32 protein-coding genes and 1 pseudogene are annotated in these 23,185 nt (G+C 70.7%); 7 read left to right on the forward strand and 26 right to left on the reverse strand.

Annotated elements, in window-relative coordinates; genetic code table 11:
• Window positions 1-4: 4 nt before the first annotated feature.
• Window positions 5-163, forward strand: a complete 159-nt coding sequence (locus BKA18_RS32420; RefSeq protein WP_366046319.1) for a hypothetical protein — start codon at window positions 5-7, stop codon at window positions 161-163.
• 26 nt (window positions 164-189) lie between these two features.
• A pseudogene (locus BKA18_RS32425) lies at window positions 190-703 on the forward strand (3-phosphoshikimate 1-carboxyvinyltransferase); the annotation flags it as partial.
• An 11-nt stretch (window positions 704-714) separates the two neighbouring features.
• Here the strand turns inward: BKA18_RS32425 and BKA18_RS32430 are convergent.
• From BKA18_RS32430 to BKA18_RS32445, 4 genes are read right to left on the reverse strand one after another with little or no spacing between them, the layout of a single operon-like run.
• Complete coding sequence (locus BKA18_RS32430) at window positions 715-1,326, reverse strand: GTP-binding protein (protein WP_366046320.1); 612 nt, start codon at window positions 1,324-1,326, stop codon at window positions 715-717.
• Window positions 1,274-1,720, reverse strand: a complete 447-nt coding sequence (locus BKA18_RS32435) for a DUF742 domain-containing protein (protein WP_051006811.1) — start codon at window positions 1,718-1,720, stop codon at window positions 1,274-1,276. The genes BKA18_RS32430 and BKA18_RS32435 overlap by 53 nt, the downstream gene beginning before the upstream one ends.
• Window positions 1,721-1,770: 50 nt before the next feature.
• Window positions 1,771-2,202 carry a roadblock/LC7 domain-containing protein gene (locus BKA18_RS32440; protein WP_006601854.1) on the reverse strand — a complete coding sequence of 144 codons (432 nt, stop codon included), beginning with the start codon at window positions 2,200-2,202 and terminating at the stop codon, window positions 1,771-1,773.
• A 22-nt stretch (window positions 2,203-2,224) separates the two neighbouring features.
• Complete coding sequence (locus BKA18_RS32445) at window positions 2,225-4,612, reverse strand: ATP-binding protein (RefSeq protein WP_366046321.1); 2,388 nt, start codon at window positions 4,610-4,612, stop codon at window positions 2,225-2,227.
• Window positions 4,613-5,198: 586 nt separating this feature from the next.
• Here BKA18_RS32445 and BKA18_RS32450 point away from each other — a divergent pair.
• Entirely contained in the window at window positions 5,199-6,338 is a 1,140-nt protein-coding gene (locus tag BKA18_RS32450; protein ID WP_366046322.1) for a substrate-binding domain-containing protein, read from the forward strand.
• 37 nt (window positions 6,339-6,375) lie between these two features.
• Here the strand turns inward: BKA18_RS32450 and BKA18_RS32455 are convergent, their stop codons facing one another.
• The 15 genes from BKA18_RS32455 to BKA18_RS32525 form a co-directional block, all read right to left on the reverse strand.
• The gene (locus BKA18_RS32455) at window positions 6,376-6,504 is read right to left on the reverse strand and encodes an LPFR motif small protein (protein WP_006601851.1); all 129 of its coding nucleotides are present in this window, start codon (window positions 6,502-6,504) and stop codon (window positions 6,376-6,378) included.
• 225 nt (window positions 6,505-6,729) lie between these two features.
• Window positions 6,730-7,155, reverse strand: coding sequence for a gas vesicle protein K (locus tag BKA18_RS32460; protein WP_366046323.1), 426 nt, complete (start codon window positions 7,153-7,155; stop codon window positions 6,730-6,732).
• Between the two features lie 62 nt (window positions 7,156-7,217).
• Window positions 7,218-7,430 (reverse strand): gas vesicle protein, encoded by a 213-nt coding sequence (locus BKA18_RS32465; RefSeq protein WP_366046324.1) that lies wholly within the window; start codon window positions 7,428-7,430, stop codon window positions 7,218-7,220.
• A complete protein-coding gene (locus BKA18_RS32470; RefSeq protein WP_366046325.1) occupies window positions 7,427-8,317 on the reverse strand; it encodes a GvpL/GvpF family gas vesicle protein in 891 nt (296 codons plus the stop codon). The genes BKA18_RS32465 and BKA18_RS32470 overlap by 4 nt, the downstream gene beginning before the upstream one ends.
• A complete protein-coding gene (gvpJ, locus tag BKA18_RS32475; RefSeq protein WP_366046326.1) occupies window positions 8,314-8,748 on the reverse strand; it encodes a gas vesicle protein GvpJ in 435 nt (144 codons plus the stop codon). Before gvpJ ends, BKA18_RS32470 begins: the two co-directional genes overlap by 4 nt.
• Window positions 8,749-8,792: 44 nt before the next feature.
• A complete protein-coding gene (locus tag BKA18_RS32480; RefSeq protein ID WP_366046327.1) occupies window positions 8,793-9,878 on the reverse strand; it encodes an SRPBCC family protein in 1,086 nt (361 codons plus the stop codon).
• Window positions 9,871-10,563 (reverse strand): hypothetical protein, encoded by a 693-nt coding sequence (locus BKA18_RS32485; protein WP_366046328.1) that lies wholly within the window; start codon window positions 10,561-10,563, stop codon window positions 9,871-9,873. Before BKA18_RS32485 ends, BKA18_RS32480 begins: the two co-directional genes overlap by 8 nt.
• A 36-nt stretch (window positions 10,564-10,599) precedes the next feature.
• Window positions 10,600-10,857, reverse strand: a complete 258-nt coding sequence (locus BKA18_RS32490) for a gas vesicle protein GvpG (protein ID WP_366046329.1) — start codon at window positions 10,855-10,857, stop codon at window positions 10,600-10,602.
• Window positions 10,858-10,889: 32 nt separating this feature from the next.
• On the reverse strand, window positions 10,890-11,603 hold the full coding sequence (locus BKA18_RS32495) for a GvpL/GvpF family gas vesicle protein (protein ID WP_366046330.1): 714 nt from the start codon (window positions 11,601-11,603) through the stop codon (window positions 10,890-10,892).
• 2 nt (window positions 11,604-11,605) lie between these two features.
• Complete coding sequence (locus tag BKA18_RS32500; RefSeq protein ID WP_366046331.1) at window positions 11,606-12,052, reverse strand: gas vesicle structural protein GvpA; 447 nt, start codon at window positions 12,050-12,052, stop codon at window positions 11,606-11,608.
• 71 nt (window positions 12,053-12,123) lie between these two features.
• Window positions 12,124-12,420, reverse strand: coding sequence for a gas vesicle protein GvpO (locus BKA18_RS32505; protein WP_366046332.1), 297 nt, complete (start codon window positions 12,418-12,420; stop codon window positions 12,124-12,126).
• Between the two features lie 287 nt (window positions 12,421-12,707).
• Complete coding sequence (locus tag BKA18_RS32510) at window positions 12,708-13,457, reverse strand: glycosyltransferase family 2 protein (protein WP_366046333.1); 750 nt, start codon at window positions 13,455-13,457, stop codon at window positions 12,708-12,710.
• Entirely contained in the window at window positions 13,454-14,071 is a 618-nt protein-coding gene (locus BKA18_RS32515) for a class I SAM-dependent methyltransferase (protein WP_366046334.1), read from the reverse strand. Before BKA18_RS32515 ends, BKA18_RS32510 begins: the two co-directional genes overlap by 4 nt.
• Window positions 14,068-14,832, reverse strand: coding sequence for a PIG-L deacetylase family protein (locus tag BKA18_RS32520; protein WP_366046335.1), 765 nt, complete (start codon window positions 14,830-14,832; stop codon window positions 14,068-14,070). The genes BKA18_RS32515 and BKA18_RS32520 overlap by 4 nt, the downstream gene beginning before the upstream one ends.
• A complete protein-coding gene (locus BKA18_RS32525) occupies window positions 14,829-15,875 on the reverse strand; it encodes an acyl-CoA dehydrogenase (protein WP_429638787.1) in 1,047 nt (348 codons plus the stop codon). Before BKA18_RS32525 ends, BKA18_RS32520 begins: the two co-directional genes overlap by 4 nt.
• A 299-nt stretch (window positions 15,876-16,174) precedes the next feature.
• Between BKA18_RS32525 and BKA18_RS32530 the strand changes: the two genes are divergently transcribed.
• Entirely contained in the window at window positions 16,175-16,348 is a 174-nt protein-coding gene (locus tag BKA18_RS32530) for a CsbD family protein (RefSeq protein WP_366046337.1), read from the forward strand.
• A 127-nt stretch (window positions 16,349-16,475) separates the two neighbouring features.
• On the opposite strand, the gene BKA18_RS32535 is transcribed toward BKA18_RS32530, so the two are convergent.
• On the reverse strand, window positions 16,476-17,687 hold the full coding sequence (locus tag BKA18_RS32535; protein ID WP_366046338.1) for an FUSC family protein: 1,212 nt from the start codon (window positions 17,685-17,687) through the stop codon (window positions 16,476-16,478).
• 249 nt (window positions 17,688-17,936) lie between these two features.
• Here BKA18_RS32535 and BKA18_RS32540 point away from each other — a divergent pair, with 249 nt between their 5' ends.
• From BKA18_RS32540 to BKA18_RS32550, 3 genes are all read left to right on the forward strand, one after another.
• The gene (locus tag BKA18_RS32540) at window positions 17,937-18,302 is read left to right on the forward strand and encodes a hypothetical protein (protein WP_366046339.1); all 366 of its coding nucleotides are present in this window, start codon (window positions 17,937-17,939) and stop codon (window positions 18,300-18,302) included.
• A gap of 117 nt (window positions 18,303-18,419) precedes the next feature.
• The gene (locus tag BKA18_RS32545; protein ID WP_006601838.1) at window positions 18,420-18,590 is read left to right on the forward strand and encodes a hypothetical protein; all 171 of its coding nucleotides are present in this window, start codon (window positions 18,420-18,422) and stop codon (window positions 18,588-18,590) included.
• Between the two features lie 183 nt (window positions 18,591-18,773).
• Window positions 18,774-19,124 carry a PRC-barrel domain-containing protein gene (locus BKA18_RS32550; RefSeq protein ID WP_366046340.1) on the forward strand — a complete coding sequence of 117 codons (351 nt, stop codon included), beginning with the start codon at window positions 18,774-18,776 and terminating at the stop codon, window positions 19,122-19,124.
• A gap of 132 nt (window positions 19,125-19,256) precedes the next feature.
• Here the strand turns inward: BKA18_RS32550 and BKA18_RS32555 are convergent, their stop codons facing one another.
• The 6 genes from BKA18_RS32555 to BKA18_RS32580 are packed head-to-tail and all read right to left on the reverse strand — an operon-like array spanning window position 19,257 to window position 23,111.
• The gene (locus tag BKA18_RS32555) at window positions 19,257-21,089 is read right to left on the reverse strand and encodes a complex I subunit 5 family protein (RefSeq protein WP_366046341.1); all 1,833 of its coding nucleotides are present in this window, start codon (window positions 21,087-21,089) and stop codon (window positions 19,257-19,259) included.
• Window positions 21,086-21,433, reverse strand: a complete 348-nt coding sequence (locus BKA18_RS32560) for a sodium:proton antiporter (protein ID WP_006601835.1) — start codon at window positions 21,431-21,433, stop codon at window positions 21,086-21,088. The genes BKA18_RS32555 and BKA18_RS32560 overlap by 4 nt, the downstream gene beginning before the upstream one ends.
• Window positions 21,430-22,188 carry an MnhB domain-containing protein gene (locus BKA18_RS32565; protein ID WP_040897875.1) on the reverse strand — a complete coding sequence of 253 codons (759 nt, stop codon included), beginning with the start codon at window positions 22,186-22,188 and terminating at the stop codon, window positions 21,430-21,432. Before BKA18_RS32565 ends, BKA18_RS32560 begins: the two co-directional genes overlap by 4 nt.
• Window positions 22,185-22,454 carry a Na(+)/H(+) antiporter subunit B gene (locus tag BKA18_RS32570; RefSeq protein WP_006601833.1) on the reverse strand — a complete coding sequence of 90 codons (270 nt, stop codon included), beginning with the start codon at window positions 22,452-22,454 and terminating at the stop codon, window positions 22,185-22,187. Before BKA18_RS32570 ends, BKA18_RS32565 begins: the two co-directional genes overlap by 4 nt.
• Window positions 22,447-22,938 carry a monovalent cation/H+ antiporter complex subunit F gene (locus tag BKA18_RS32575; RefSeq protein WP_366046342.1) on the reverse strand — a complete coding sequence of 164 codons (492 nt, stop codon included), beginning with the start codon at window positions 22,936-22,938 and terminating at the stop codon, window positions 22,447-22,449. Before BKA18_RS32575 ends, BKA18_RS32570 begins: the two co-directional genes overlap by 8 nt.
• On the reverse strand, window positions 22,935-23,111 hold the full coding sequence (locus tag BKA18_RS32580; RefSeq protein WP_167551422.1) for a hypothetical protein: 177 nt from the start codon (window positions 23,109-23,111) through the stop codon (window positions 22,935-22,937). The genes BKA18_RS32575 and BKA18_RS32580 overlap by 4 nt, the downstream gene beginning before the upstream one ends.
• Window positions 23,112-23,185 lie beyond the last annotated feature (74 nt).

Consider the following 23,185-nt stretch of genomic DNA (forward strand, 5'->3'; position numbering starts at 1 on the left):
TCCGGTGCGGGGCAGCCGGCGCCTCGGCGGAACCACCACGGTCGACACCCGGCACAGCTCGCAGGTGTTGACGAGCGTGCTGCTGGTCGCGCCGCTGGCCGACAAGGCCGTACGCATCCGGTGCACCGATCCCGGCCCGGTGGCGAGGGATATGTCGACCTGACCGTGGCGATGGTCGACGACGCCACCCCTGACATCTGGCGGGTGGCACCCGGCACCCTCGCCGCCCTGGACATCGACATCGAACCCGGCCTGTCCAATGCCGCCCCCTTCCTCGCCGCCGCCGCGGTGACCGGCGGGAGGGTCACCGTGCCCGGCTGGCCGGAGCGCACGACGCAGGCCGGCGACGCCAGGCGAGCTCACCCCCACCGTCGCCGCCGTGGCGGCGCTGGCGGAGGGCCCGTCCACCCTGCGCGGCGTGGCACATCTCCGAGGGCACGAGACGGACCGACTGGCCGCCCTCGCACACGAAATCAACGGCCTGGGTGGGGCGGTGGCGCAAACCGACGACGGCCTGCTCATCACCCCGCGCCCCCTGCACTCGGGCCCCTGGCACTCCTACGCCGACCACCGCATGGCCACCGCCGGCGCGATCATCGGCCTTCGCGTACCGGGTGTGCGGGTGGACGACATCACCACGACCGCCAAGACCATGCCCGACTTCACGCAGCTGTGGACAGCGATGCTGGACTCCGCGCACTGAGTCCGCCTCCGTCACTGCGTGGTGTCTTCCGCCCGGGACAGGGCGACTTCGAGTACGACCAAGAGGGCGTCGCGGACCGAGCCTGTGTTGCGGGCGTCGAAGACGGTCAGGGGGACGTGGTCGGAGACGTCCAGGGCCCAGCGCACCTCGTCGAGGTTGTGGTGGATTTCGCCGTCGAATGCGTTGACGGCTACGGCGAAGGGGATGTCCTTGTGCTCGAAGTAGTCCACTGCGGCGTAACAGTCGTCCAGGCGGCGGGTGTCGACGATCACCAGGCCGCCGAGAGCGCCCTCGACGACGTCGTCCCACATGAAACCGAACCGGTCCTGGCCCGGCGTCCCGAAGAGGTAGAGCTTCAGGGTCGGGTCGATGGTGATGCAGCCGAAGTCCATGGCGACCGTGGTGGTGGTCTTGCCGGGGGTGTGCGTCAGGTCGTCGACGCCGGCCGCGACCTCGGTGATGGCGGCCTCTGTGGTCAGCGGCCGGATCTCGGAGATCGAGCCGACGGCCGTGGTCTTGCCGACGCCGAAGCCGCCGGCGATGACCAACTTGACCGGTACCGGCGGCTGTTCAACCGCTGTCACGGAGTGTGTCCCGTGAGTCGGGGACGGCACGGAGACCATCGATAACCCTTCGCAGTACGGAGATGTCCTGGGTGGTCCCGGCGTTCGGGACGTGGACCGCCAGCCGTCCGGCGGCGCGCAGGTCCTCGGCCAGCACCCGGACCACGTTGAGGTGGAGGCGCAGCCCCGCGGCCAGTTCCGCCACCGACTGCGGCCGGCGGCAGGCGGCGACGATGTCGTGTTGTTCGAAGGCGAGCGAGCCCAGGGCGGAGAGCCCGGCCGAGGTCGCCACGACCTGGGTCTCGACCGGGAGCGGGGGGCCGGTGCCGCCCCCCGCCACCCGGCCGGCCGTCAGCAGGAACGGCCGGATCGCGGGCGCGCGGCCGGCCGGCTCCGACGGGCCCTGGGCGCGGCCAACTGCTTCGTCGTCCGGCCCTGGTTCGCCGCCGGCCATCATGCTCCTCTTCTCAAGCCCTGCATCCTGCCTCCGCGGTGTGGGACGGGTCAGCGGGCCGGTGTGGCGCCGGCGTTCTTCTTGAGCTCCAGCACCAGCTGCGGGGTGAGTGCGCTCCCCGCCCGGTTGGCGAAGAGGGTCATCTCGTAGGCGATGTTGCCGAGCTTCGCCTCCTTCGAGGTCACCACGCCGAGGACGGCACCGCAGCCGATGGCCGACACCAGTACATGGCCGCCCTCCAAGTCGATGATGACCTTGTTGAGGCCGCCGAGGCCGTAGTTGCCGGACGCACCGGCGGCCAGACTCGTGACGCCCGACACGATCGCTGCGAGCCGCTCGGAGTCGGCCTGCTCGCGCAGTTGGGAGACAGCGATCAGCAGGCCGTCGGAGGACACCGCGATGGCGTCGACGACGCCGGCGGTCTGGGTGGCGAACCGGTCGAGCAGCCAGGTGAAGTCGGCCGCGGCGGCTGTCAGATCCATGGGTTCCCGCTCGGAACTGCTCTTACCTGTCGGCGTCGTCACTGCCCGACTCCTTCCGGGGTTGCTGGTGGTGCGATGGTGCTGGATCGGTCGGGGTGGGAGCGCTGTCCTGCTCGGCCCTGCGTACGGCAGCCTCGAAGTCGTCGAGCTCCGAACGGACCGCGTCGGCGTCGACCGGCCGGCGCACGGCCTGGGTCACCCGGTCGGCCGTCGGGGTGGTCCTGCCGAGCGTCGCGCCCCGGACCCGCCGGCGCAGCGGCTGGCCGGACTGTGCCGGGCGCGCCTCGGACGTGGGGGCGGTGTGCTCCGCGTCCGTGCGCGGCGGCGGGACGCGCCGGGGGAGTTCGCCGTCCCGCGAGGGGGCGGCCGGCCGTTGTTCGGACGTGGTGGCGGGGGCCCGTACCGGCAGGGGTGTGGCGGCGGCCGGCGCGGGCCCGGTGGACTCAGGCTCGGGTGTTGCCGGGTGGTCTGCCACGGCGTCGGTGTCGGTGTCGGTGTCGACGTCGACGTCGGCCTCGTCCGCATCCGCTGCCGGGGTCTGCGTGGCGGCGGGGTTCACGGCCAGCAGCAGCGCGGACGGGAGCCAGACGGTGCCGGTGACCCCGCCGCCCGGTGTGCGGCTGAGGGTGACGCGGATGCCCGAGCGCCGGGCGAGGTTTCCGACCACGAACAGGCCGAGGACCTTGGTCGGTACGAGGTCGAGCCGTTCCCGGCGGACCAGCCGGGAGTTCTCCTCGTCGAGCCGTTCCGCGCTCATGCCGAGGCCGTGGTCGATGACCTCGATCAGGGCGCCACCGTCCGAGGTGACATCGGTGCCGGGCCGGACGACCACTTCGACGGGGGTGTCGGACGGGGAGAACGAGACCGCGTTCTCCAGCAGTTCGGCGAGCATCAGGGTCAGGTCGTCGGTGATGTCGGGCGCGACGGTGACCTCTGTCTCGGACCGCAGGGACACCCGCTGGTACCCCTCGATCTGGCCGAGCCCGGCCCGGATGACGTTGACCAGGCTGGTCGGCCGGGCCTCCACCTCGGGGTCTCGGATTCCGGCGAGCAGCATCAGGCTGTCGGCGTTGCGCTGGAGGCGTACCGCGATGTGGTCGATGCGGTACATCCGCTCCAGGACGTCGGGGTCGGTCTCCTCGCGTTCCACGGCGTCGATGAGGATGAGCTGGCGTGAGGTGAGGTTGCTGACCCGGCGTCCGACGTTGCCGAACATCTCGGCGACGTTGCGGCGGCTGAGCACCTGCCGCTCCAGCAGCGCCGCGGCGGTGACCTGCACCTGGTTGAACGCCTCGGCCAGGTGGCCGATCTCGTCGCGGACCGGGACGGGGATCGGCCGCGGCTGCAGCGGGGTGCCGTCCGCCGACTCGTCGTCCTCGACCCTGGCGAGTTCCTCGCCGGCCACGTCGACCACCTGCTGGGCGGCGCCGGTCAGGGCCGCCAGGGGACGTACGACCGAGCGCCGGACCAGGACGGAGAAGGACAGCCAGGAGGTGAAGCCGAGCAGGGCGAGGGCGAGCATCGCCAGCGCGTTGTCCAGGGCGCTGCGGGAGAGACCGTCGGACCGGGCGGCGATCTGGTCGGTCAGCGACCGGGTGATGGTGAGGCGGGCCTCGGCCTGCCGGGTTCCGGCGGCCATCGCCTTGCGCAGCTCGTGCGGGGTCTGGCCCTGCAGGGAGCCCGGATCGATCTGGAGCTGCGCGAACTGGGCCTCGATGCCGTTCTCCTCGGCATCCCGCTCGATCCCGCTCAGGCGCAGGACCTGGTCCGGGGCGGCGATCCGGCCGAAGCGTTCGGACTGTTCCTCGTAGAGCTTGTGGGCGCCGACCGCGCGGGTGTACTCGGTGAGCGCGTTGGCATCCCGGGTCTGGGCGGAGAACACCCCGCTCTCGAAGGCCGCGTGGGCGGCGTCGGCGCGCAACACCGTGTCGAGGAGGTTGGTGACCGAGGACGACGAGGTGCCGACGTAGCGGTCGAGGCCGATGCCATCGATCAGGTAGCCGACCGCGGCAGCGTAGGCGGGGTCGATGGTGGCGGCCGGAACTGATCCCCGTTCGACCTTGTCGCGCAGCACGGCGAGGCCCCGGATGTATGCGAGGGCCTGCGCCTCGTCCTTCGACAGCCCCGCCCCGAACGCGGCATGCACGGCGGTGACCTGTTTGTCGGTCTCCTGCTGCGTACGACGGTAGGCGGCGGTCGACGGCAGGGCGTCGCCGGGCCGGGCCGACTCCTGCTCCACGGACAGCAGCAGCGCCTGCCGGTGTTCGGCCTCGACGTCGTTGATCAGCCTCGTGACCTGCTCGCTGTCACGCACCAGCTCCGCGGTCCGGCTGGCGTCCAGGGCCTTGTCCACCTGCGTGTCGACGCCGATGGCCAGCAGGACGCCGACGACCGCGACGGGCGCGATCACCAGAACGTTGAGTTTCCGCCGGAACGGCCATCGGTCCAGGAGGGCACCCGTCTGCTGACGGAACCGCGGCCTCCACGGTGAACGCCGGGACGGGTCCGGTCCGTGTGGCGGGTCCACTGTGTCCACAGACACCCAGGCCTCCTTACGACGTGCTCCTGAGCGGTGACCGAGGTGGTGTTGTTGCCGACCGCCGACGACGGGGGGAGTGCGACGCTTGCGAAATTCGCCCCGAATGCGAGCGAAAAGTTTGCGCCACATGTCCAACCGGCCGTGAACACTACCGCGTGGCTGCAGGCATGCAAGACGTGCCCCAGCAATGGCCAAGTGGTATTCAACTCTTTGTCACTTTTGGCGCGTTGCTCCCACGGAGCGAGCAACTCCGGCCGAGGGGCCGGTGTCCGGTAGGGAGCCAGGAGCCAGGAGCCCGTGGGGAGCAGTGCGCGGACCGGCCCGTCCCGTACGGGGCCCGGCCACAGGCGGCGTACACCGACTCTCCCCGAGGCGGATGTCCCTCGGAGAATCGCCACCCGTAACCTGTCTCCCCCCACCCCAACCCGTATCCTCATCCTGCCCTGCGAGGAGACCCGTGCACCCCACCCGCAAGGCGGTCGTGACAGCCGCCGCACTCCTGGTCATGGCCACTGCCGCCGGCTGCGAACCCGGCGGCGGCGCCACCGCGTCCCACCGGAGCTCCGCCAAGCCGGGTTGCCCCACCGCCCTCTCCGGAGCCAAGCAAGCCGTCAAGAACGCCGAGGCGGTCAACGCCCCCTGGAAGGGCCCCACCACCGGGCCCAAGGCCGTCCACGGCAAGACCGTCGTCTACATCGCCGAGACCCTGACCAACCCCGGCGTCGCCGGAGTCGCCCAAGGTGTCCAGGAGGCCGCCAAGATCGTCGGATGGCACGCCCGCACCCTCAACGGCCAGGGCACGCCCGCCGGCCAACGGGCCGCCTTCAAGGAGGCCCTCCACCTCAGGCCGGATGGCATCGTCATCAGCGGTTTCGATCCCGGGGTGGCACGGGGCGAGGTCAAAAAGGCCAATGCGGCGGGAATTCCGCTGATCGGCTGGCACGCCAACCCGGCTCCCGGCCCGAATGACGACCCGAAACTCTTCAGCAACATCACCACGCGGGTGGAGGACGTCGCGAAGATCAGCGCCGACTGGATCATCGCCCGGTCCGACGGCCGCGCGGGCGTCGTCCTGTTCACCGATGCCACGGTGCCCTTCGCGAAGCACAAGTCCGACTTGATCAAGAAGGAACTCGCCACCTGTTCCGGCACCAAGCTGCTGAGCTACACCAACATGCCCATACCCCAGGTCAACAGCCGCGCCATCGGGGAAGTCCGCTCCCTGATGTCCCGTTTCGGCCGCAAGTGGACCTACTCCGCCGCCATCAACGACCTGTACTTCCAGCACGCCGCCCCCGCCCTGCGCGCCGCGGGCAAGGACGGCGCCGGCGCCCCCTTCAACATCGGTGCCGGTGACGGCGACCCGTCGGCCTTCCAGCGCGTCAACGGCAAGCAGTTCCAGGCCGCCACCGTGCCCGAGCCGCTCTCCGAACAGGGCTGGCAGATCGTCGACGAGTTCAACCGCGCGTTCACCGGCGCCAAGGACAGCGGGTACGTCGCCCCCGTCCACATCGCCACCTCCGCCAACAGCGGCGGCGCACTGTCCTGGGACTCCGAGGGCTACCGCCAGGCCTACCGCAAGATCTGGGGCGATTGACGCGTCGCGGTAGCGGTACGGACGGCCGGGAGTCGCCTCAGTGGCGGCCGTGTGCAGAGTCTGCGGCTCCTCCGAAGAGCCGGCCTACGGCGCGGAAGGGCAGGGTGACGACGGTGGCGATGGCGCCGCCGATCGCCCTGATGACGTCTGCGATCGCGCTCAACATGGGCGGACCTCCTTCCTGACTGCCCGGCGAGCCGGGCGTCGGTGCCTGCGCGGGCGTTCGCGCGGTGTTGCCCGGCGGCCAGGCGCTGACCTGGCAGGATTCGCCTGACAGCGCTGCGAACAGTCCCGGTTCACTATAGGCGCGCGTTCTGATGTCGGCATTTCAGCGGAAAGCGGAGCCGAGGGGGTGGTCACCCACTCCGGCTCACCTATGGCGACGAGTCGGTTACTGAAGGTGTGTCGTGGTGGCGTCATCCGGAGTTGTTCTGGGAAGCAGTGAGCCCAGCGGTCCGAGGTCCAGATTGAGGTCGCCCAGGGTGAGTCCATAGCGGCGGCAGAGTTCCGACATCCGGTCTTCGAGAACCATCAGCGTCATTCCGATCCGCTCTTCCTGGTCCGTACTCAGATCGCCCTGGTCGACGCGGTGCAATGCGGTGCGCTCCATGAGTTGCCGCAAGAGCTCGACGATGGTCAGCACCAATGTGATGAGATCTCGTTCGACGGTCTCCGGATCGGTCTTCAGTCGCTGGGCCAGGTCGCTGCCCGAGCGCCGGTCGTTCGTCCCGGCCGGTATCAGATCGAACGCCCGGGCCGCGGCCTGGGCGACCTCCGCGAAGGCGGGGTGGGGTGCGGTGTCGGGGTCTTCCGGCACGGGTCCTCCTCGTCGTCGTTGCGGTGAACTTCCTTGTCCAGCAAGGGAGTTCACCCGGCCGTTCACCACGGCGCCGGGTCGTCGGATGTGATCGAGTGAATGACCGCACGCAGATTGATCCGGACCAGGTCCACCTCGGCGACCGACAGGACGAGATCCCCGGTGAGGACCGCGCCGCCGTTCAGCAGCCGGTCGAGGAGGTCGATCAGGGCGACCTGACGCCCGGCGAGCGACTCCGCCACGAAGCCGTCCGTCGCCACCTCGTTGTCGGTCATGTGGCGGCGCCCGCCGTGGGGGGCGTGGCGAAGGAATACGGTGCCCAGGGGCCGGTGATCTCGACATGAACGCCGGGCACGCCGCCGGCCAGACCCGTCAACGCCTGGTGGAACTGCCCTGTCCGCTCAGCGGGTACCAGGTAGGCCTCGTTGGAGATGTTCTCCCCCGGGCCCGAAGCCAGCTCGCCCTGCTGCGGACGGTGCGCGACCCTCGCCCGGGCGAGCGCGGACACCCGGTCCGGTACGGCACCGGCGACCGCCCCCGCAGCACGGTACGCATCGCGGTGATGGCGCCGCTGCGCCCGGCGTTGTTGCAGGTACGCGCGGCCGGGGCCGACCGGCGCGGAGGCGGGGGCCGGTGCCGGGTCCGGCGCCGCTGCGCCCGGCTCGCGCGGGTCCGCGTAGACCTTGACCCCCAGCTCGACATGGCCTTCGAGCCAGGTGAGCAGCTCGCCGAAGTCCGCTCGGCGCTCGTGGAGCATCGACCGGACCCGGGCATCGTCCAGATACACCGTGGCCAGCCGCATGGGGAGCACGGTGGTGGTGGCGTATGCGGCTTCGATCACCGCGTGATGCGTACGGGCGACGGCCGCCAGCCCGGACAGGTCCTCCAGCCGTGCCCGCATGCCCTCCTCGCTGTAGGCGCCGGCCGGCACGGAGGACACGAGGGCGGACAACTCGCCGCGGGTGACGGTCCGGAGAGGGCCGTCGTCCAACCCGGCGAGCTGCGGGGCCCTCGTGTCGAGTGCGGTGCCTGCGCGGCTGAGGGCGTACACGTACGAGACCGTGGCGCCGGGGTCCGTGGGGGCGTCCGGCCGGTCGAGCGGAGTGGCGCCTGCTGTGGTCGCAGTGGCGCCCGCTTCGGTGATCTGGGCGTCGGTGTTCACCGTTCCTCCTCGTGCGCCGACTGCGGTGTTCCATCGCTCCGGGAGCTCTTCGGCAGGCCGACGGCAGCCCGCAGTTCGGCGAGCTCGGCGCGCAGCCGCGCGTTCTCCTCGGTCAGACGGTCGCTGCCCGCTGGCGCGGCGGGTGCGTCCGCGACCTCCTGGCGGGGATGGGCACGGGAGGAGAGCGAGGGATCGTGCTCCCACCAGTCGATGCCCATCTCCTTGGCCTTGTCGACGGAGGCGACGAGCAGCCGCAGTTTGATGGTCAGCAGCTCGATGTCGAGCAGGTTGATCTGAATGTCGCCCGCGATGACGACGCCCTTGTCGAGGACGCGTTCGAGAATGTCGGCCAGGTTGGCGGACGAGCCTTGCCCGCTGTACGGGGACATCCCGGAGGACGGTCCCATACGGCCGGCCAGTGAGTCGGACACGTGATCAGCCTCGCCTGTGCGTCAGTTCGGGTGGGACAGGGTGGTCAGTGCCGGGCCGCGACGGGGCGGCGCCGTGGACGGTCGGCGGGTGGGTCGTCCTCCTCACCGGGGTCGTCCTCCTCGTCGAGGTCGTCCGCCTCGCCCTCCTCTTCCTCTTCGAGGCCGGGCTCGTCGTCGTCCGGCTCGTCCTCGTCCAAGTCGTCCTCGTCCAAGTCGTCCTCGGCAAGGTCGGCTTGGTCGTCTTCGAGGCCGGGTTCGTCCTCGGCGGGTTCGTCCTCGCCGGCGCGCTCCTCGTCTTCCACGGCCTCGGCGTGCTCGACGACGACCTCGCCGTCGCGGATTTCGCCCCGCCAGCCGTCGGTGGCCTCGCCCCGCAGCATGAGGAATGTGCGGTACTGCTTGAGGTCGAGGCGGGCGCGCCGGCCCTGCGCGCGCCAGAGGTTGCCCGTCTTCTCGAAGAGGCCCTTGGGGAAATATTCGAGAACCAGCAGCACTCGCGTCAGGTCTTCGGTGAGGGGGTGGAAGGTGACCACACCCTTGACCGTTCCCTTGGCGCCCTCGGTGGTCCAGGTGATGCGCTCGTCGGGCACTTGCTCGGTGACGTTCGCCCGCCAACTGCGGGTGGACTTGCCGACCTTCACCTTCCAGTTGCTGGTGGTGTCGTCGGACTTCTCGACGCTCACGACACCCTTGGCGAAGGTGCTGAATTCCTGGAATTGCGTCCACTGGTCGTACGCCTCGCGCACCGGCACACCCACGTCGATGTCCTCGACGATCGTCACGCTCCTGGACGCGCCGCCCCCGCTCTTGCGGCCCGTGCCGAACAGGCCCTTGACCTTGTCCTTGACGGTGTCCTTGAGGTGCGAGGCACCAGCGGTCAGCGCGGCCTGCGCCGGTGAACTGCCCGCGCCGAGCGCCTTGCCGCCCTTGGCGAGGCCGCCGAGGAGTCCGCCCGAACCGTGGCCGGGCTCGCCGAGTCCGGCGACGCTTTCGCCCAGCCGGTGGCCGAGGCGGGTGATGGCGTGCTGCGCCCGGGCCTGGAGGTAGCGCTGGAATTCTTCCTTGAGTTCGCCGGCGGCCGGGCTCGCCGCCACGTCGTTCTTCACCTTGCCGAATGTGGACTCAGTCATTGCGGCCCCCGCGGTCAGCAGTCCTGCGTGCCGTCCCGGAGGCCTTCTTCCGGGCGCCCGTGGCGGTCTTTCGCGCACCTGAGGCGGTCTTACCTGTCCCGTGAGCCGCCTTGCCCGTGGCGGTGGATTCGGCCCTGTCCGCCGGCTTGGCCGTCTTCGCCGCCGTCTTCGTCGATGCCTTGGTCGACGTCTTGGCTGACGTCTTGGTCGACGCCGTGTCCGCCGCGGGCTTGCTCGGCCTCGCGGACGACGCGACCGGCCGCTTGCGCGGGGGCCCAGGCTCCTCGTCCTCGGCGTCATCCCGCGACTCGGCCCCGGAGTTCAGACGCTCTTCGTCCGCCGTCTCGTCCGCCGTCTCCGCCTCTCGGGAGGTGCGGCTCTCGCTCTCCGCGTCGCCGAGTTCCAGGGTCCGCTCGTGCAGGGAGTCGGTGAGAGCAGACATGCGCTGGGTGAGCGCGGTGCTGACCGCAGACTTCGTGGCGTCCACGAGTTCGCTGCGTACCTGGTCGTTGAGGGGACCGAGGACCGGTGAATTGGCCACCAGCTTGCCCAGCTGCTTCGGATCCAGGGGCAGCCGCTTGCCGGCGAGGTACATGCCCAGGCCGATGGCCAGCTTGGCCTTCTTCGTACGTCCCAGGACGTAGCCCCCTACGAGGGCCACACCTATCTTGGCGTTGCTCATCATCTCTCGTACACCTCGTTCTCCTCGTTCTCCTCGTGATCAGGAGTCGGTACGCAGCCGCTGCTGGTGGGCCTCCAGCCATTCCAGGCGGTCCAGTAGTTCGTCCTCGCGCCGGTCGAACTCCTCGGGCGTCATGCTTCCGTCGAGCAACTGCTGTTCCATGTCCCGCAGTTCCTCGCGGACGGGTTCCGGGTCGTAGTACTCGCGCTCCGCGGTGAGCAACACCTGGTCGAGTACCCAGACCGTGCTCCGTACCGGAGCCAGCGGAAGGGTCAGGATGTTCGTGAGGAGGCCCATGGGATGTCTCCGCTCGGCGTGTGGCGGCCGGCTCAGACGAAGCTGTACGGCGGCAGTGGGCCGTTCAGACGGAACGTGTAGGCCACGCCGCGCTGTTCGGCCTCCTGCTGGACGGCCTCGGAGAACGCTGCGGTCTTTTCCCGCCTGACCAGGAACGACACGTTCAGGAAGTGGGTCTTGGTCGGGTCGGCGACCGCGGTACGTTCCGCTGCCGGCGTGAGGCGGTCCACCATCTCGGCGCCCATACGGTCCTGTCGGGACCGGACCTCCTGGGAGACCAGCTCGCCGAGCGCGACCCGGTCGCGGTGCGCATCGGGATCACGCCGGGTGCGCTCGTTGAGCCGCCGTACGCCCGCGGACTCCGCCATGATCTCCCGCAGCAGGTCGTCCTCGTCGCGGGCGACCTTGAGGTTGAACTCCAGGCAGCCGGCGATCTCCTTGAGGCGTTCGGCGTAGGCGTCGCGCTGTTCGTCCAAGACGGCCGCGACCTGGTCGTCGTCCGGTCCCACCAGGCCGAAGCGCATCGGCAGCGCGGGGCCGTCGGAGAGCAGACGCTCCTGCACGCTCTGGTGGGCGACCAGGTCCCTGCGCTTGGCCCGCAAATCCGCCGGCGCATCGCTGACCACGGCGCTCAGCTGCTCGGTCCGGACGGTGCGCAGCCGCGCTGCGGGGTCGCCGACCCCTTCGATGCCGTCCAGACGGAGCGGATGGTCGGCATCGGTGATGGCGTAGACGTAGGTCGGCATGGTCACTCCTCCCGGCGGCGGGCCGTACGGCGCTTGCCGGACGCGGAAGACTTGCGCGCCGGGCGCTCCGCTTCTTCCTCCTGCTCGGGTTCCTCGTGACCCTTCTGGAAGGAATCGCTGAAGGCCTCGATAGCGCCGGTCAGTGCGCCTTTGGACTTTCCTTTGGCGCCGTCCTCGGTCACCTCGCCGACCAGATCGGTGAGTTGACTGGGCGCCTTGCGGCCAGATTCCAGATCCAGTCGGTTGCATGCCTCGGCGAAACGCAGATAGGTGTCCACGCTCGCGACGACGACACGTACATCGATCTTGAGTATCTCGATACCGACGAGGGAGACGCGGACAAAGGCGTCGATGACGAGTCCTCGGTCGAGTATCAGCTCAAGGACATCATAGAGATTTCCTGAACCACTGCCACTGCTCGGTGCATTGGATTGCTGGACGACAGTCACGGTCGATCTTCCCTTCCAGTGCGCTGGAGCGGGTCACGGCACGTTCGTGATTTCTGGCGAGCGTCCTTCCGTCACCGGTCGATTTGACCCCTGGCATAGCGCCGGGTGCGCTCGTATCCCACGAGTTCACCCTGTTCGTCGAGGTGGACGCGGTAGGAAGCCAGCACGCTCGCGGTGTCCGGAACCCGTTGGATCTCCACTATTTCCACGTCCGCCGACCAACCGTCGTCGGTGCCTTTGAGTGCGGATACCGAGCCGGGCTCGCATTGCAGCATCTGAGCGAGTTGCGCAGCGGCGCGGCGCATCGCTGCGGGAGCGCCGATACGTTTCGGGCCACTCTTTCCTTCCGTGCTCTGCGTTGTTGCCATGATCCCGTCCGTTGCACGTCGTGGTGGTCTTGTTGAAGTCCCAAGTACGGTGGGCTGTTTGGGCGGTAGAACACCGCGTGCCCGTCAACGTCGAACGTATGCGTGGTGGCGGTTGGACCGTTTCCGTCCGCAGAAACTTCTCCCGGTGGGGCGCGGTGACCGTGAACTCGTATTTCTCGGCGCGAGGGTGCGCGGGACGGGGAACGGGCCGCCCCAAAAAATAGGAGTCCGTGTGCGGATCGCGTACGGCATCGCTGATGCCTCGGCGAGCCGCGCACGCCGTACGGTCAGCCGGCCGGCTCACCTTCTACGGCCGGCCCTGCCCGACCGGCCGGACCCGCCAGCGCCGCCAGGTCGCGCCCGAAGCCACCGGCGGCGCGCGGGCGCAGTCTGCTCGACGTCTCGACGGGACAGTCCGAGGTGCGCAGGACCCGGTGGCCGCCGCGTTCGAGCGCGGTGACGAGGCCGTGGTCCTCTCCGGCGGGGAGCGGCGGAAATCCGCCCGCCTTCCGGTAGGCGGTGGCGGTCACGCCGAGGTTCGCGCCGTGGACATGCGGGTGACGCCACGGGAGGCCGCCGGCGGGCCGAGTGGCGTGGTAGAGGCGGTGGTGCTGGGTGGCGAGGCCGGGCACTGGAGGCCATCGGGTCACGGCGACGGTGCCGACGACCGCCTCCCATCCTTCTTCTGCGCGGGCGAGCTGGAAGGCCAGCCAGTCGCGCGGCACGGCACTGTCCGCGTCGGTGGAGGCGATCCACACGCCGGCCTCCGGGACCCCCAGGACGTCCAGGGCGCAGCGCACGGCGGCAGCGCGGGACCTGCCCGGATTGTGACAGCGCAGCGGCACGACCACCGCCCCCGCTCCGCGGGCCACCCCGGCCGTGTCGTCGAGGCAGGAATCGGCCGCCACCACGACCGCCACCCGCGTCCGTGCCAGCGCCGGATGGCGGGCGGCCGCGTGCACGGCGGCCAGGGCGCGAGGCAGGAGGGCCTGCTCGTTGTGCGCCGGGATGACGACGGCCACCGCCTCCGGGGTCATACCAGCCCTTCCCGCGCGGCGACGGACGGTGGCCTGCTGCCGTCGGTGCCGAGCCGGCCGTAGGTCTGCAGGACGAAATCCTCCTCGCGGTGGTCGGCCAGCAGAGCAAGACCGGGAAAGCGCGCGAGAACCCTTGCCAGGTCGGTTCCCGTGGCCAGGTGTTCCTTCACCGGGTGGTTCCAGTGCACGGCCACGAGGGTGCCGTCGGGCTCCAGCGCGCCGACGGCACGGTCCAGGAGGGCGTGCACGTCGGCGGTGTCGAAGTAGTACAGCAACTCGGAGAGGACGATGAGGTCGAAGGTGCCGTCCGGCCACTCCGCGGGGAGGGCGCGGCATTCCACCGTGACGTGCGGATGCGCTGCCGTACGCCGGGCCGTCGTGGCAACTGCGGAGGCGATCCGGTCGCAGGCGAGAACGGCGTCGCAGCGCTCGGCGAGCCGCAGGGTCAACTCGCCGACGGAGCAAGCCGGTTCGAAGGCACGGCGATACCGCGGCCGGGGCAGGGCGGCGAGGGTCAGGTCGTACTTGCGGCGCTCGTACCAGCGCTCGGTGAGCTGCCAGGGGTCGGACGAGTGCTGGTACATGGCGTCGAAATAGGAGGACGGGGTGCTCACCCGAACACCACCTCCGTGGCGCGCAGATGATGGGCGAGCTCTTCGGACGGCAGGATCGCGGCGTCGCCCGGTCCAGGCCCGAGCGGGCGGATCTGGCTGGTGAAGCAGCTGAGGGCAGCGGCCTTGCGGGCCAGGGAGACGGGCGGGAGGACGATGCGTGCGGCGTCGGCCCAGGGCACCCGCGGGTCAGCAGGGCGGGCCCAGTGCCACATCCACACCGGATAGTGGAGGCAGCGCACGCCGGCGGCGCGGGCCGCCTTCCGCGCGGCGCGGCCGGCTGCGTCGTGATCAGGGTGGAGATCGCCGGTCCACGGCGCGGCGCAGAGTGCGGCTTTCGCCAAGAGGGATGTCAGGGCGTGCGCGAGGTGGGCTTCGTGGCCGGCGACGTCGGTGTCGGGGAGGCGCAGCCGGATGATGTCCGCGCCGGGTGCGCCGAGCGTGCCGAGCGCCGAGCGGGACTCCAGGGCGCGGAGGCGGGCGAGGGACTCGGGGGTCTCGACGCGGCTGTGCGGATGCGAGCGTTCCCCGTCGGTGACGGTCACCACGGTCAGCCGCACACCGTCGGCCGCCAGCAGGGACAGCGAGCCGCCGAAGCCGAGCACCTCGTCGTCCGGATGGGCAGCGATCACCACGACATGACCGGTCCGGGGCAGCCGCAGCCGGGGGAGCGCCTCCCACCCGCCCCACGCCCGCCATTCCCGTTCCGCGGTCCCCGGTGCCCGGATCGGGTCGGAGTCCTGCTCGTCCTGGTACGACGTCATCGCGATGCCTCCGGGCGGGCGACCAGGCCACCGAGCTCGGCGAGATCGCGCTCCGCGTGGTGCTGGCGGAGGTAGACGGTCAGGTCGGTGGCGTTGCGCGCATGGCGCACGTCGCGGCACAGCGGCGCGGCGCCGGTGGCCCGTCCCACATGAGTGAGCGTCCGGGCACAGACGTCCTCGACGAACCCGCGCACCCGCAGACTGCGGAGCCTGGCGCCGCCGCCACGGTCGAGCGGGTCCTGGTCGATCTCCGTGGCCGCCTGTTCCAGCAGCGCGCCGGCGGCGTGCAACCACATGTCGACGGCACCCAAGTGCGCATCGGTGTGCGGGTCCGCTCCGCGTTCCGCCGCGCGACGCAGGGTCTGGGCGACGGCCAGCGCACCGCCGTACCAGCAGGCGGCCACGCCGATTCCGCCGTGCTGGAAGCCGGGGCGCCGTACGTAGCCCTCCACCGGGCCGACGGGTACCGCGGGGGCCTCGGTGAAGCGGACGTCCAGGGTGTCGCTGCCGGCCATCCCGAGGGCCTGCCAGGTGTAGTCCACCGGGCGGCAGGCCGCACCGCCCGTACCCACGGAGAAGAGGCGCCGGCCGTCCGCGGCGACGGCGGTGACCAGGGCGTGCGTGCAACTGCGGGCGCCGGAGCAGTACTGCTTCAGACCGTTCAGCCGCCAGCCACCGTCGCCCTGCGTGGCGGTCAGCCCCTCTCCCGGGGGTTCCGCCGCCCACACACCCCATCTTTCGGCCGGTCCGGGCGGCGGCGCGCCGAGCTCCGCGAGGATGGCGACGGCATCCACATGGCCCTCGACGAGCCGGGCCAGGCTGAGATCCCGACGGGCGACGGATTGCAGGGAGACGAACCGCTGGGCGGTCCGTCCGGAGCCGGGAAGCGGGAAAACCAGCGCCCCCGAGGCGATGTCCGCGACTACGGAAATGAATTCCTGCGCGGTCTCCCGCCGGGCTGTTTCGGGGCGGAGACCGGATTTCTCGTCCTCCTGATCGCGCCCATCGAGGTCAGGGGTGGGGGAGGGCGCGGTGTCGTGCATCTCGGTCTCCTTCGCCAGTCGCCCACGGGGCATGGACACCCCCTAGTCAGCCGACTCTCCTACCGTGGCACGGCGCGGGGCAGTCGGCCTGATGATCTAGCGACGCTCCGCCTGGTGACGGCGCACATGACGGCTGCGGAAGGCGACGAATCCGGACCGTCACGGGTGCCCAGCTCCAAGTGAGAAACCGCCCCAAGGGGACCGTGTGCGCGGCCGTCTCTGCCCCGCATGGGACAACAGTTTTGTCAGGGAATCCTGGGGCATCAAAAAGGTGCCCCATCCCAGGGAAGGACCGCACCATGAGCGCCACGGAAAAGGCGAAAGCAAAGGCTGCCCAGATCGGCGGCAAGATAAAAAAGGAAGCCGGCCGTCTCGTCGGCAACGAGAGTGCGACGGCTGAGGGCAGTGCGAAGGAATCCAAGGGACATCTCCGCGCGGCCAAGGAGAAGGCCAAGGACGCCTTCAAGCACTGATCGGTCACACACTCCTTGGGCGGTCCCCGGCGTTGATTCCGGGCACCGCCCAAGAAGTGTGCGGACAGGCGTTGTTCCTCAGGCGGCAGCGGTATGCGCGGGCCGCATTCCCGCTGCATCCCGGACGTCAGCGACGGTGCCGGTCGACGTGGTGCTGGAGTACGTCACAGGTGTATTGGAACTCCTCCATCAGGCGGGTGGCCTCGATGACCAGGACCCCGTACGGGCGGGCCGGGTCGGCGAGGGGCAGGGCATCCCGCTCGGCCTGTTCGGCGACGCGCCGGCGGCAGTGCTGCGCCTGGTCCGCGAGCTGACACAACTGCGGCGCCTGTTCGTGGAGCCGGTCCTCGTCGAGGCCGGAGAGGACCCGGGTGATCTCGGAGACGGATGCCAGGAAGTCGGCGTAGCACTCCAGAAAGGACCCGTAGCGGTGGCGGTCCTCGTCCCCGCTCCACCGGTCCAGGCTCCGCGTCAGGCTCGCGACTTGGTGCCGGGTGCGCTCCAGCGCTTCCAGCACCGCGCCGTAGCCCGCGAAGCCGGGTCGCCCGCGATGGCGGCGGAAGAGAGGGCGCGGGTTGTAGTGGAGGCTCTCCTGGGCCGTGCGCAGCCCTGCCCGCGCCTCGGTGACGAGGTCTCCCGTCCGCCCCGCCCGGGCCCGCCACCGTTCGGTGCGCTCCGGGTCGACCTCGTGTGCCCGCAATGCCGGGTACACGTCGCCGACCAGGTCGCACAGGGCGTGCGCGAGAGTGCGGATGCCGTGCTCGGCACCGCGGTAGCGCAGGGGCGGCAGGACGGCGACATTCACGAGGATCCCGATGCCGCAGCCGAGGAGCACCAGCAGGATGATCTGGCCGAGCTGGGTCGCTTTGTCGAGGTTCGAGGGGGCGGAAACGTAGGTGGAGAAGGCGAAGAACGCCGCGGTGGCGACCTGGGAGCCCTGCGAACCGAGCGCCGGCCACCGGCCGATCGTGAGCGCGACCAGCGCCACCAGGGCGAACGTCAGCACGTCGGGGCCGACCAGGAAACCCGATGCCGCCTGGACCGCCACACCCGCCGCCACGGCGGCCACGTAGCGTGACGAATCCAGCAACGACCGGTAGACGGTCACCTGCATGATCAACACCGCGGAGAACGGGGCGAACGCCGGCGACTGGGCGTGCAGCACGTGGGAGGAGACCAGCCAGGCGATCGTGGCGGCCAGGGTGCTCTTGCCGATCAGCAGCGCGGTGTGCCGCTCGAGTCCCTCCGACCCCCATGCCCGCTTCCACCACTGCCCGATCCGGGCGAGCCGGCCCTGCTGCGCCGGCTCCGCCCGCTCCTCGCCCACTCCCTCGCTCACCCCGGCCCTCCGCCTCCTCAACGGTCCGCGCACTGCGGCGGATCTTCGCCGGGCCCGGGTACCCGCCCTCAGCGGCCCCACCCCTTCACACGGGACGATGCGGCACTCCCTGCCGCCCCCGGAGCAACATCTCCCGAGGGCAATGAATGATCTCCGGTGGCAATGCCTTTGACGAGGAATCAGCGGAGGCGGGCAACAGCGGGAAAACTTGCGGGGTTTCAAAAAGGCAGGAGTGGCGAGACGAATGGTATGAGTGACGAACGAAAGAAGTCCGACGGCCCCTCAGGAACGGTGCAGCGCGAATCCAAGGCGGCTGCCGCCAAGGGAAGGAAGGCTGCCGAACATACGGCTCGTGTCGCCACCAAGGAAAGCGCGGCGGCCGGTGATCGCGCCAAGGCGAGTATCGAAAGTGGTCGGCAGGCCGCGGTGGCCGCACCCGAAAACGTCGCTGCCACGGCCGTCACCACCTGGAAGGTCGTCAAGAAGCGCAAGGCCCTTGCCGCGAGCGTCGGCGCCGGGCTGATCGGCGCCGTCGGAGCTGCATTCGCCGCGGGCCGTGCCACGGCGAAGCCACGGACCGGCCCCCTGACGCGACTTGCCCACGGCCGCATCTGAGCCGGCCTTCCGCCGCACGGCACCTGAATATTCCCAGTCGCCACATCCGGCGCTTTCCACCGGAGGTCGTACTCTCACCGCGTGGAGTCGAAGTCCCCTATTCGGAGGTTGACTCTCATGGTTCCCCTGCTTCTCGTCCTGCTTCTCGCGCTCCTTCTCTTCGGCGCCGGATTCGCCTTGAAGGCCCTATGGATCGTCGCCGTCGTCGTGCTGGCGTTCTGGCTGCTCGGTTTCCTCATGCGGTCGACGAGCGCCGCAGGTGGGCGCGGGCGCTGGTACCGCTGGTGACTTCACCGTCCGCGCGGGCTCCTCGCAGCTGAATGCTGCGGGGAGCCCGCGCCGCCGCAATAGAATGAAGAAAACCGGGTCGGCGCGCGCACAAAGACCGCTGAATTCCCCGGTAAATGCACAGCCGCCGGCGTTCCGCAGCATGCCGGCCGCCGGGCGGCCCACCACGACGTGAGGGTTCCCATGACGGACACCATCTGGAGCTTCGCAGGAAAGACGGGCTACCAGGCGGGCACCGATCTGACCGGCTTCGACGTCGAGGCGATCGACGGCAGGATCGGCAAGGTCGACAAGCACTCCGAGGAGGTCGGCACCGCTTACCTGGTCGTCGACACCGGGGTATGGATCTTCGGCAGGCATGTCCTGCTGCCGGCTGGAACCATCTCCTCCATCGACGTCGAAGCGACCACGATCTACCTCTCCCGCACCAAGGACGACATCGAGCACGCCCCCGAGTTCGACAAGGACAAGCACCTCGACGATGACGCCTACCACCAGCAGCTCACCGGCTACTACGGCGCTCCCCACTCCTGACCGCGCCGGGGCGCCCGCCACCCCGGGCACTCCGTGTACGCGAGCGCGGAGCCGCCCTGCGGCCACGTGTCGTCCAGGGAACTCCGGGGCTCGCTCCGGCTCCGCGGGCGGCACGGAGACGGCAGCGGTCCGTCACACGACCAGCGCCGCCAGCAGCGTGACGCCCGCCAGGAACCAGGCGACATAGTCCCCGGCATGGCCGGAGTGCAGCCGGCGCAGCGGCCCGGCCCAGCGGGCCGGTTCCTCCGGAACGGGCTGCCGCACGGCCGCCATGGCGAACGCCACGGCAAGAGCGGTGGCCAGCAGGCCCCACAGCACGCCGGGTGCGGTCCAGTGCGGCGGGGGAGTGGCCGCGGGCTCCGTCGCACGGCCGTCCAGCACGGTGGCCAGATAGCCGGCGTGGTCGGTGAAGGCGTCGGCCGCAGCGCCGATGCCCGTCCACAGGCCCGGGGCCAGCCCCACTGCCAGTGCACCGACGAGCAGCACCGTGGGCACCGCGAGCATGCTGTCCGGCACCCGGGAGAGCCGCCCGCCACGGGTCTCCGGCTCCTCGGCGTCCCCGGTCGTCTCCTCGGCCGAGCCGGCCGGACCGGACCGTGCTGCAGCTGTCTCCGCGGCCGGCCCCGCTCCCAGGAACACCCGTGCCCCGGCCCGCAGCACCGCGCCCCCGGTGGCCGCCGAGACCAGCACGAACAGCGCCGTCGCCCAGCCGCCGGCCGCCTCTTCGGTGACGGCCTTGCCCAGCGCGGTGCCGAACGGCGGCAGTCCCGCCAGCGCCAGGCCGCCGAGCCCGAACAGGGCACCCGCCCAGCGGAGTTCACGTCCCGTGCCGTGCAGCCGGTACTCGTCGACGCTGCCGAACCGGTCCAGGAGGATGCCGACGCAGGCGAAGAGCGCGGCCTTGACCCCGGCATGCGCCAGCACGTAGAGGACGACGCCGCCGAGTCCCTCCGGGGTGAGCACCGCGACACCCACCAGGAACAGCCCGGTGTGCGCCACCGTCGAGTAGGCGAGCAGCCGCTTGAGATGGCGCTGCTGCCAGCACAGCACCGCGCCCAGCACGGCCGTCAGCACCCCCAGGGCCAGCAGCGCCCGGTGCGCGTCGGGCGCCGGAATGCCGCCCGGGCCCGCGAAGACGGTCCAGTAGATGCGGGCCACGCCGTACAGTCCCAGCTCGACCATGACCCCGGACAGCAGCATGCACACCGGTGTGGGGGCCACCGCATGCGCATCGGCGAGCCAGAAGTGGAACGGCACCGCCGCGGCCTTGACCAGCAGACCGGTGAGGACGAGGACGAAGGCGGCGATCACCAGCGCGTCCGGACCGCCGGGCCGGGCGTCGAGGGCGCTGCCGATCTGGGCGAGGCCGAGTTCCCCGGTCCGGGCGTAGAGCAGTCCGATGCCCAGCAATGTGGCATAGGCGCCCAGGGAGTTGACGAGGCCGAAGACCAGCGCCCCCTGGACGGCGCGGGCCTCTTCGACGCGGTAGCCGGTGAGCGCGTAGGCGACGACACCCATCAGCTCGAAGAAGACGAAGGCGTTGAAGAGGTCCCCGGCGAGCGCGAAGCCGCACATGCCCGCCTGGAAGAGCAGCACCAGGGCGGGGAAGGAGCCCGCATGGCGCCGTGGGGGTTCGTCGAAGTACCGCCAGGCGTAGGCGAGGCCGGCCAGGGACAGCAGCGAGACCAGCGCGGCCAGGCCCAGTCCGATGCGGTCACCGACCAGCACGATGCCCACGCTCGCGCCGCCGTGCGGCCGCCAGCCGCCCAGCCATGCGACGGGCCGCGCGGTGGACGACGGTGCGGCGGCCGACGCGGCCAGCGCGAGCGCCGCAGTACCCGAGGCGAAGAGGCACCCCAGCACTTCCGCGGCGTACCGCGGAAGCCGTCGGCCCGCCCCGACCAGCACCGCCGCGCCGAAGAGCGGGGTGGCCACCATCAGCGGGAGGCTCTGCGCGACGGTCACCCCCGCAGCTCCGAGAGCTCGTCCGGGTCCACCGTCCGGTGCCGTTTGGCGATCTGGATGACCAGGGAGAGCAACAGCGCGGTGACGGTTGCGCCGATGACGATGTCCGTGAGGGTGAGGGCTTGCACGACGGGGTCGACGACCGGGCGGGAGCCCGGCGCGATGTCGGAGAAGACGGGGGCGGTGCCGCCGCGCCGGTATCCGATCGCGAGCAGCAGCACATAGGTCGAGGACTGGCACACGGCGAGACACCCCACCGCGTGGAGGAGATTGCGGCTGGTGGCCAGCCCGTAACAGCCGATCAGAAACAGCCATCCGGCGATCAGGTACGGCAGCACACTCATGTCCCGGCCTCCGCTTCGTCGTCGCGCTCCGCGCCCTCGATCTCCACGGCCTGGTCCAGGAACCGCGCCAGCAGGACGACCACCCCGCACGCCACCTCCACGCCGATCGCGGCATTGAGCACGGGAACGGTGCCGCCGGAGGAGAGCGTGTCGAAGGTGCCGTAGGGAAGGAAGTTGGTCAAGAATGCCGCCCCGGTGACCAGTGCGGCCGCGCCCACCAGCAGATAGGCGGCCTCACCCGCGGCATCCGCCACCTCGTACATGCCGACCGGTCTGATCCGCTCCAGTGCACGGTAGTCCACGGCGATATAGAGCAGATGCAGCGCCGTGGCGACCACCACGCCGCCCTGGAAGCCGCCCCCGGGACTGAGCTGGCCGTGCGCGATGACGTACAGGCCGATCAGCAGGGTGACGGGCAGCGCGAGCAGGGCATAGCGGCGTACCGACGACGCGACCCGGGCCGGCTCGGGCGGCAGCCGGTTCTCCTCGCGGGTCTGCCGCAGCAGGACGACGGTGCCCACGACCGAGCCGAACAGGATGGACTCCTCGCCGAGCGTGTCGAAGGCGCGCTGGTCGAAGTTGACCGAGGAGACGGTGTTGGCGGTGTGCCGGGCGAGCGCGGCATGCACGGCCCGGACGCCGTAAGGGTGCCACGAGCCGCCGAAGGCGGGCAGCTCCCAGCAGGCCAGGACGAACAGGACGGCCACCCCCAGACCCCCGGTGGCCAGCACCCACAGCCGCACTCTGCTGCTCATTCGTGCTCCTCCCGGCGCTCGCTGCGTGCCGTGCGACGCACCTTGCGTACGGACAGCAGCACCATCAACGGGGTCAGCGCGGAGCCGACCGCCAGCTGGGAGAGTGCGACATCGGGCGCCTGGAGCAGCAGGAAGACGGTGGCCAGCGCCAGGCCGAGCAAGGAGAGCAGAAAGGACTGCCGTACGGGATCGCGCACCAGGACGGTGGCGGTCCCGGCACCGGCCACCAGGATCAGGCCGCACAGCAGCGGCAGTTCATCAGCCATCGGACATCCCTTCCGCCGGCCCGGTACGGTCGTGTCCCGTCACGACGGCGGCGGTCACCGCCCGGGCGGCCGCCCAGCTCCCCAGCATCAACAGGCCCCCGATGACCAGCAGTTTCACCAGCGCTCTGCCCGGGCCGGTGGCCGCGCACAGCGGCGGTACCACGGCGAGCACGGCCGCGTAGCTCAGCGCCGTCACCGTGCGCAGCGCCCGTGGCCGCGGTGGCCGCGCCGCCAGCCGGTCGGCGAGCAATCGCACATACAGCAGCGTGCCGGCCGGTCCGAGCGCCGAGAGCACCAGCGCCGGATCCACATAGGCCGGGCGCGCGTAGCCCTGCGCCAGCAGCAGGATGACCAGGCTGAGCAGGGTGGTCGTGAGGTTCTGCGCGGGCACCCGCCTGCGGACCGGGCCGGTGGCCGCGCCCCATGCGGCTGGGGCGACGCCGCCCACCAGCAGCGCCGTCCCCGCGGCGGTCCAGCCGTTCACCGGCGACCGGCGGCGCGGCGCGCCCCACAGGCCGCGGCGGCACAGAGCAGCGCAGCGCCGGCGCCGACCGCCCACTCCAGCGTGTCCACCGGACCGATCAGTACGATCCACAACCCGGTCAACACCGCCCACCACCCGAGGAGTTCGGCGCCCGTCGTCAGCCCTCGCGTCATCCGCGCACCTCCTGCCGCCCGGGTACCCCGGCCTCAGGCTCACATGCGGCGGCTCGGCCGCACCGTCACCGCGC

Origin of the sequence: Streptomyces auratus (assembly GCF_050433025.1) — a bacterium.
Classification (GTDB): Bacteria; Actinomycetota; Actinomycetes; order Streptomycetales; family Streptomycetaceae; genus Streptomyces; species Streptomyces sioyaensis.

What these genes read in the sequence shown, in the direction of transcription:
- BKA18_RS32495 (WP_366046330.1), bottom strand. Translation starts at nt 11,603, where the DNA reads ATGCCGACCTACGTCTACGCCATCACCGATGCCGACCATCCGCTCCGT.
- BKA18_RS32540 (WP_366046339.1), top strand. Translation starts at nt 17,937, where the DNA reads ATGAGTGACGAACGAAAGAAGTCCGACGGCCCCTCAGGAACGGTGCAG.
- BKA18_RS32560 (WP_006601835.1), bottom strand. Translation starts at nt 21,433, where the DNA reads ATGAGTGTGCTGCCGTACCTGATCGCCGGATGGCTGTTTCTGATCGGC.
- BKA18_RS32510 (WP_366046333.1), bottom strand. Translation starts at nt 13,457, where the DNA reads ATGACCCCGGAGGCGGTGGCCGTCGTCATCCCGGCGCACAACGAGCAG.
- BKA18_RS32545 (WP_006601838.1), top strand. Translation starts at nt 18,420, where the DNA reads ATGGTTCCCCTGCTTCTCGTCCTGCTTCTCGCGCTCCTTCTCTTCGGC.
- BKA18_RS32550 (WP_366046340.1), top strand. Translation starts at nt 18,774, where the DNA reads ATGACGGACACCATCTGGAGCTTCGCAGGAAAGACGGGCTACCAGGCG.
- BKA18_RS32580 (WP_167551422.1), bottom strand. Translation starts at nt 23,111, where the DNA reads ATGACGCGAGGGCTGACGACGGGCGCCGAACTCCTCGGGTGGTGGGCG.
- BKA18_RS32520 (WP_366046335.1), bottom strand. Translation starts at nt 14,832, where the DNA reads ATGACGTCGTACCAGGACGAGCAGGACTCCGACCCGATCCGGGCACCG.
- BKA18_RS32465 (WP_366046324.1), bottom strand. Translation starts at nt 7,430, where the DNA reads ATGACCGACAACGAGGTGGCGACGGACGGCTTCGTGGCGGAGTCGCTC.
- BKA18_RS32490 (WP_366046329.1), bottom strand. Translation starts at nt 10,857, where the DNA reads ATGGGCCTCCTCACGAACATCCTGACCCTTCCGCTGGCTCCGGTACGG.
- BKA18_RS32565 (WP_040897875.1), bottom strand. Translation starts at nt 22,188, where the DNA reads ATGAGCAGCAGAGTGCGGCTGTGGGTGCTGGCCACCGGGGGTCTGGGG.
- BKA18_RS32570 (WP_006601833.1), bottom strand. Translation starts at nt 22,454, where the DNA reads ATGGCTGATGAACTGCCGCTGCTGTGCGGCCTGATCCTGGTGGCCGGT.
- BKA18_RS32430 (WP_366046320.1), bottom strand. Translation starts at nt 1,326, where the DNA reads ATGGTCTCCGTGCCGTCCCCGACTCACGGGACACACTCCGTGACAGCG.
- BKA18_RS32485 (WP_366046328.1), bottom strand. Translation starts at nt 10,563, where the DNA reads ATGATGAGCAACGCCAAGATAGGTGTGGCCCTCGTAGGGGGCTACGTC.
- BKA18_RS32530 (WP_366046337.1), top strand. Translation starts at nt 16,175, where the DNA reads ATGAGCGCCACGGAAAAGGCGAAAGCAAAGGCTGCCCAGATCGGCGGC.
- BKA18_RS32455 (WP_006601851.1), bottom strand. Translation starts at nt 6,504, where the DNA reads ATGTTGAGCGCGATCGCAGACGTCATCAGGGCGATCGGCGGCGCCATC.
- BKA18_RS32505 (WP_366046332.1), bottom strand. Translation starts at nt 12,420, where the DNA reads ATGGCAACAACGCAGAGCACGGAAGGAAAGAGTGGCCCGAAACGTATC.
- BKA18_RS32435 (WP_051006811.1), bottom strand. Translation starts at nt 1,720, where the DNA reads ATGGCCGGCGGCGAACCAGGGCCGGACGACGAAGCAGTTGGCCGCGCC.
- BKA18_RS32480 (WP_366046327.1), bottom strand. Translation starts at nt 9,878, where the DNA reads ATGACTGAGTCCACATTCGGCAAGGTGAAGAACGACGTGGCGGCGAGC.
- BKA18_RS32440 (WP_006601854.1), bottom strand. Translation starts at nt 2,202, where the DNA reads ATGGATCTGACAGCCGCCGCGGCCGACTTCACCTGGCTGCTCGACCGG.
- BKA18_RS32525 (WP_429638787.1), bottom strand. Translation starts at nt 15,875, where the DNA reads ATGCACGACACCGCGCCCTCCCCCACCCCTGACCTCGATGGGCGCGAT.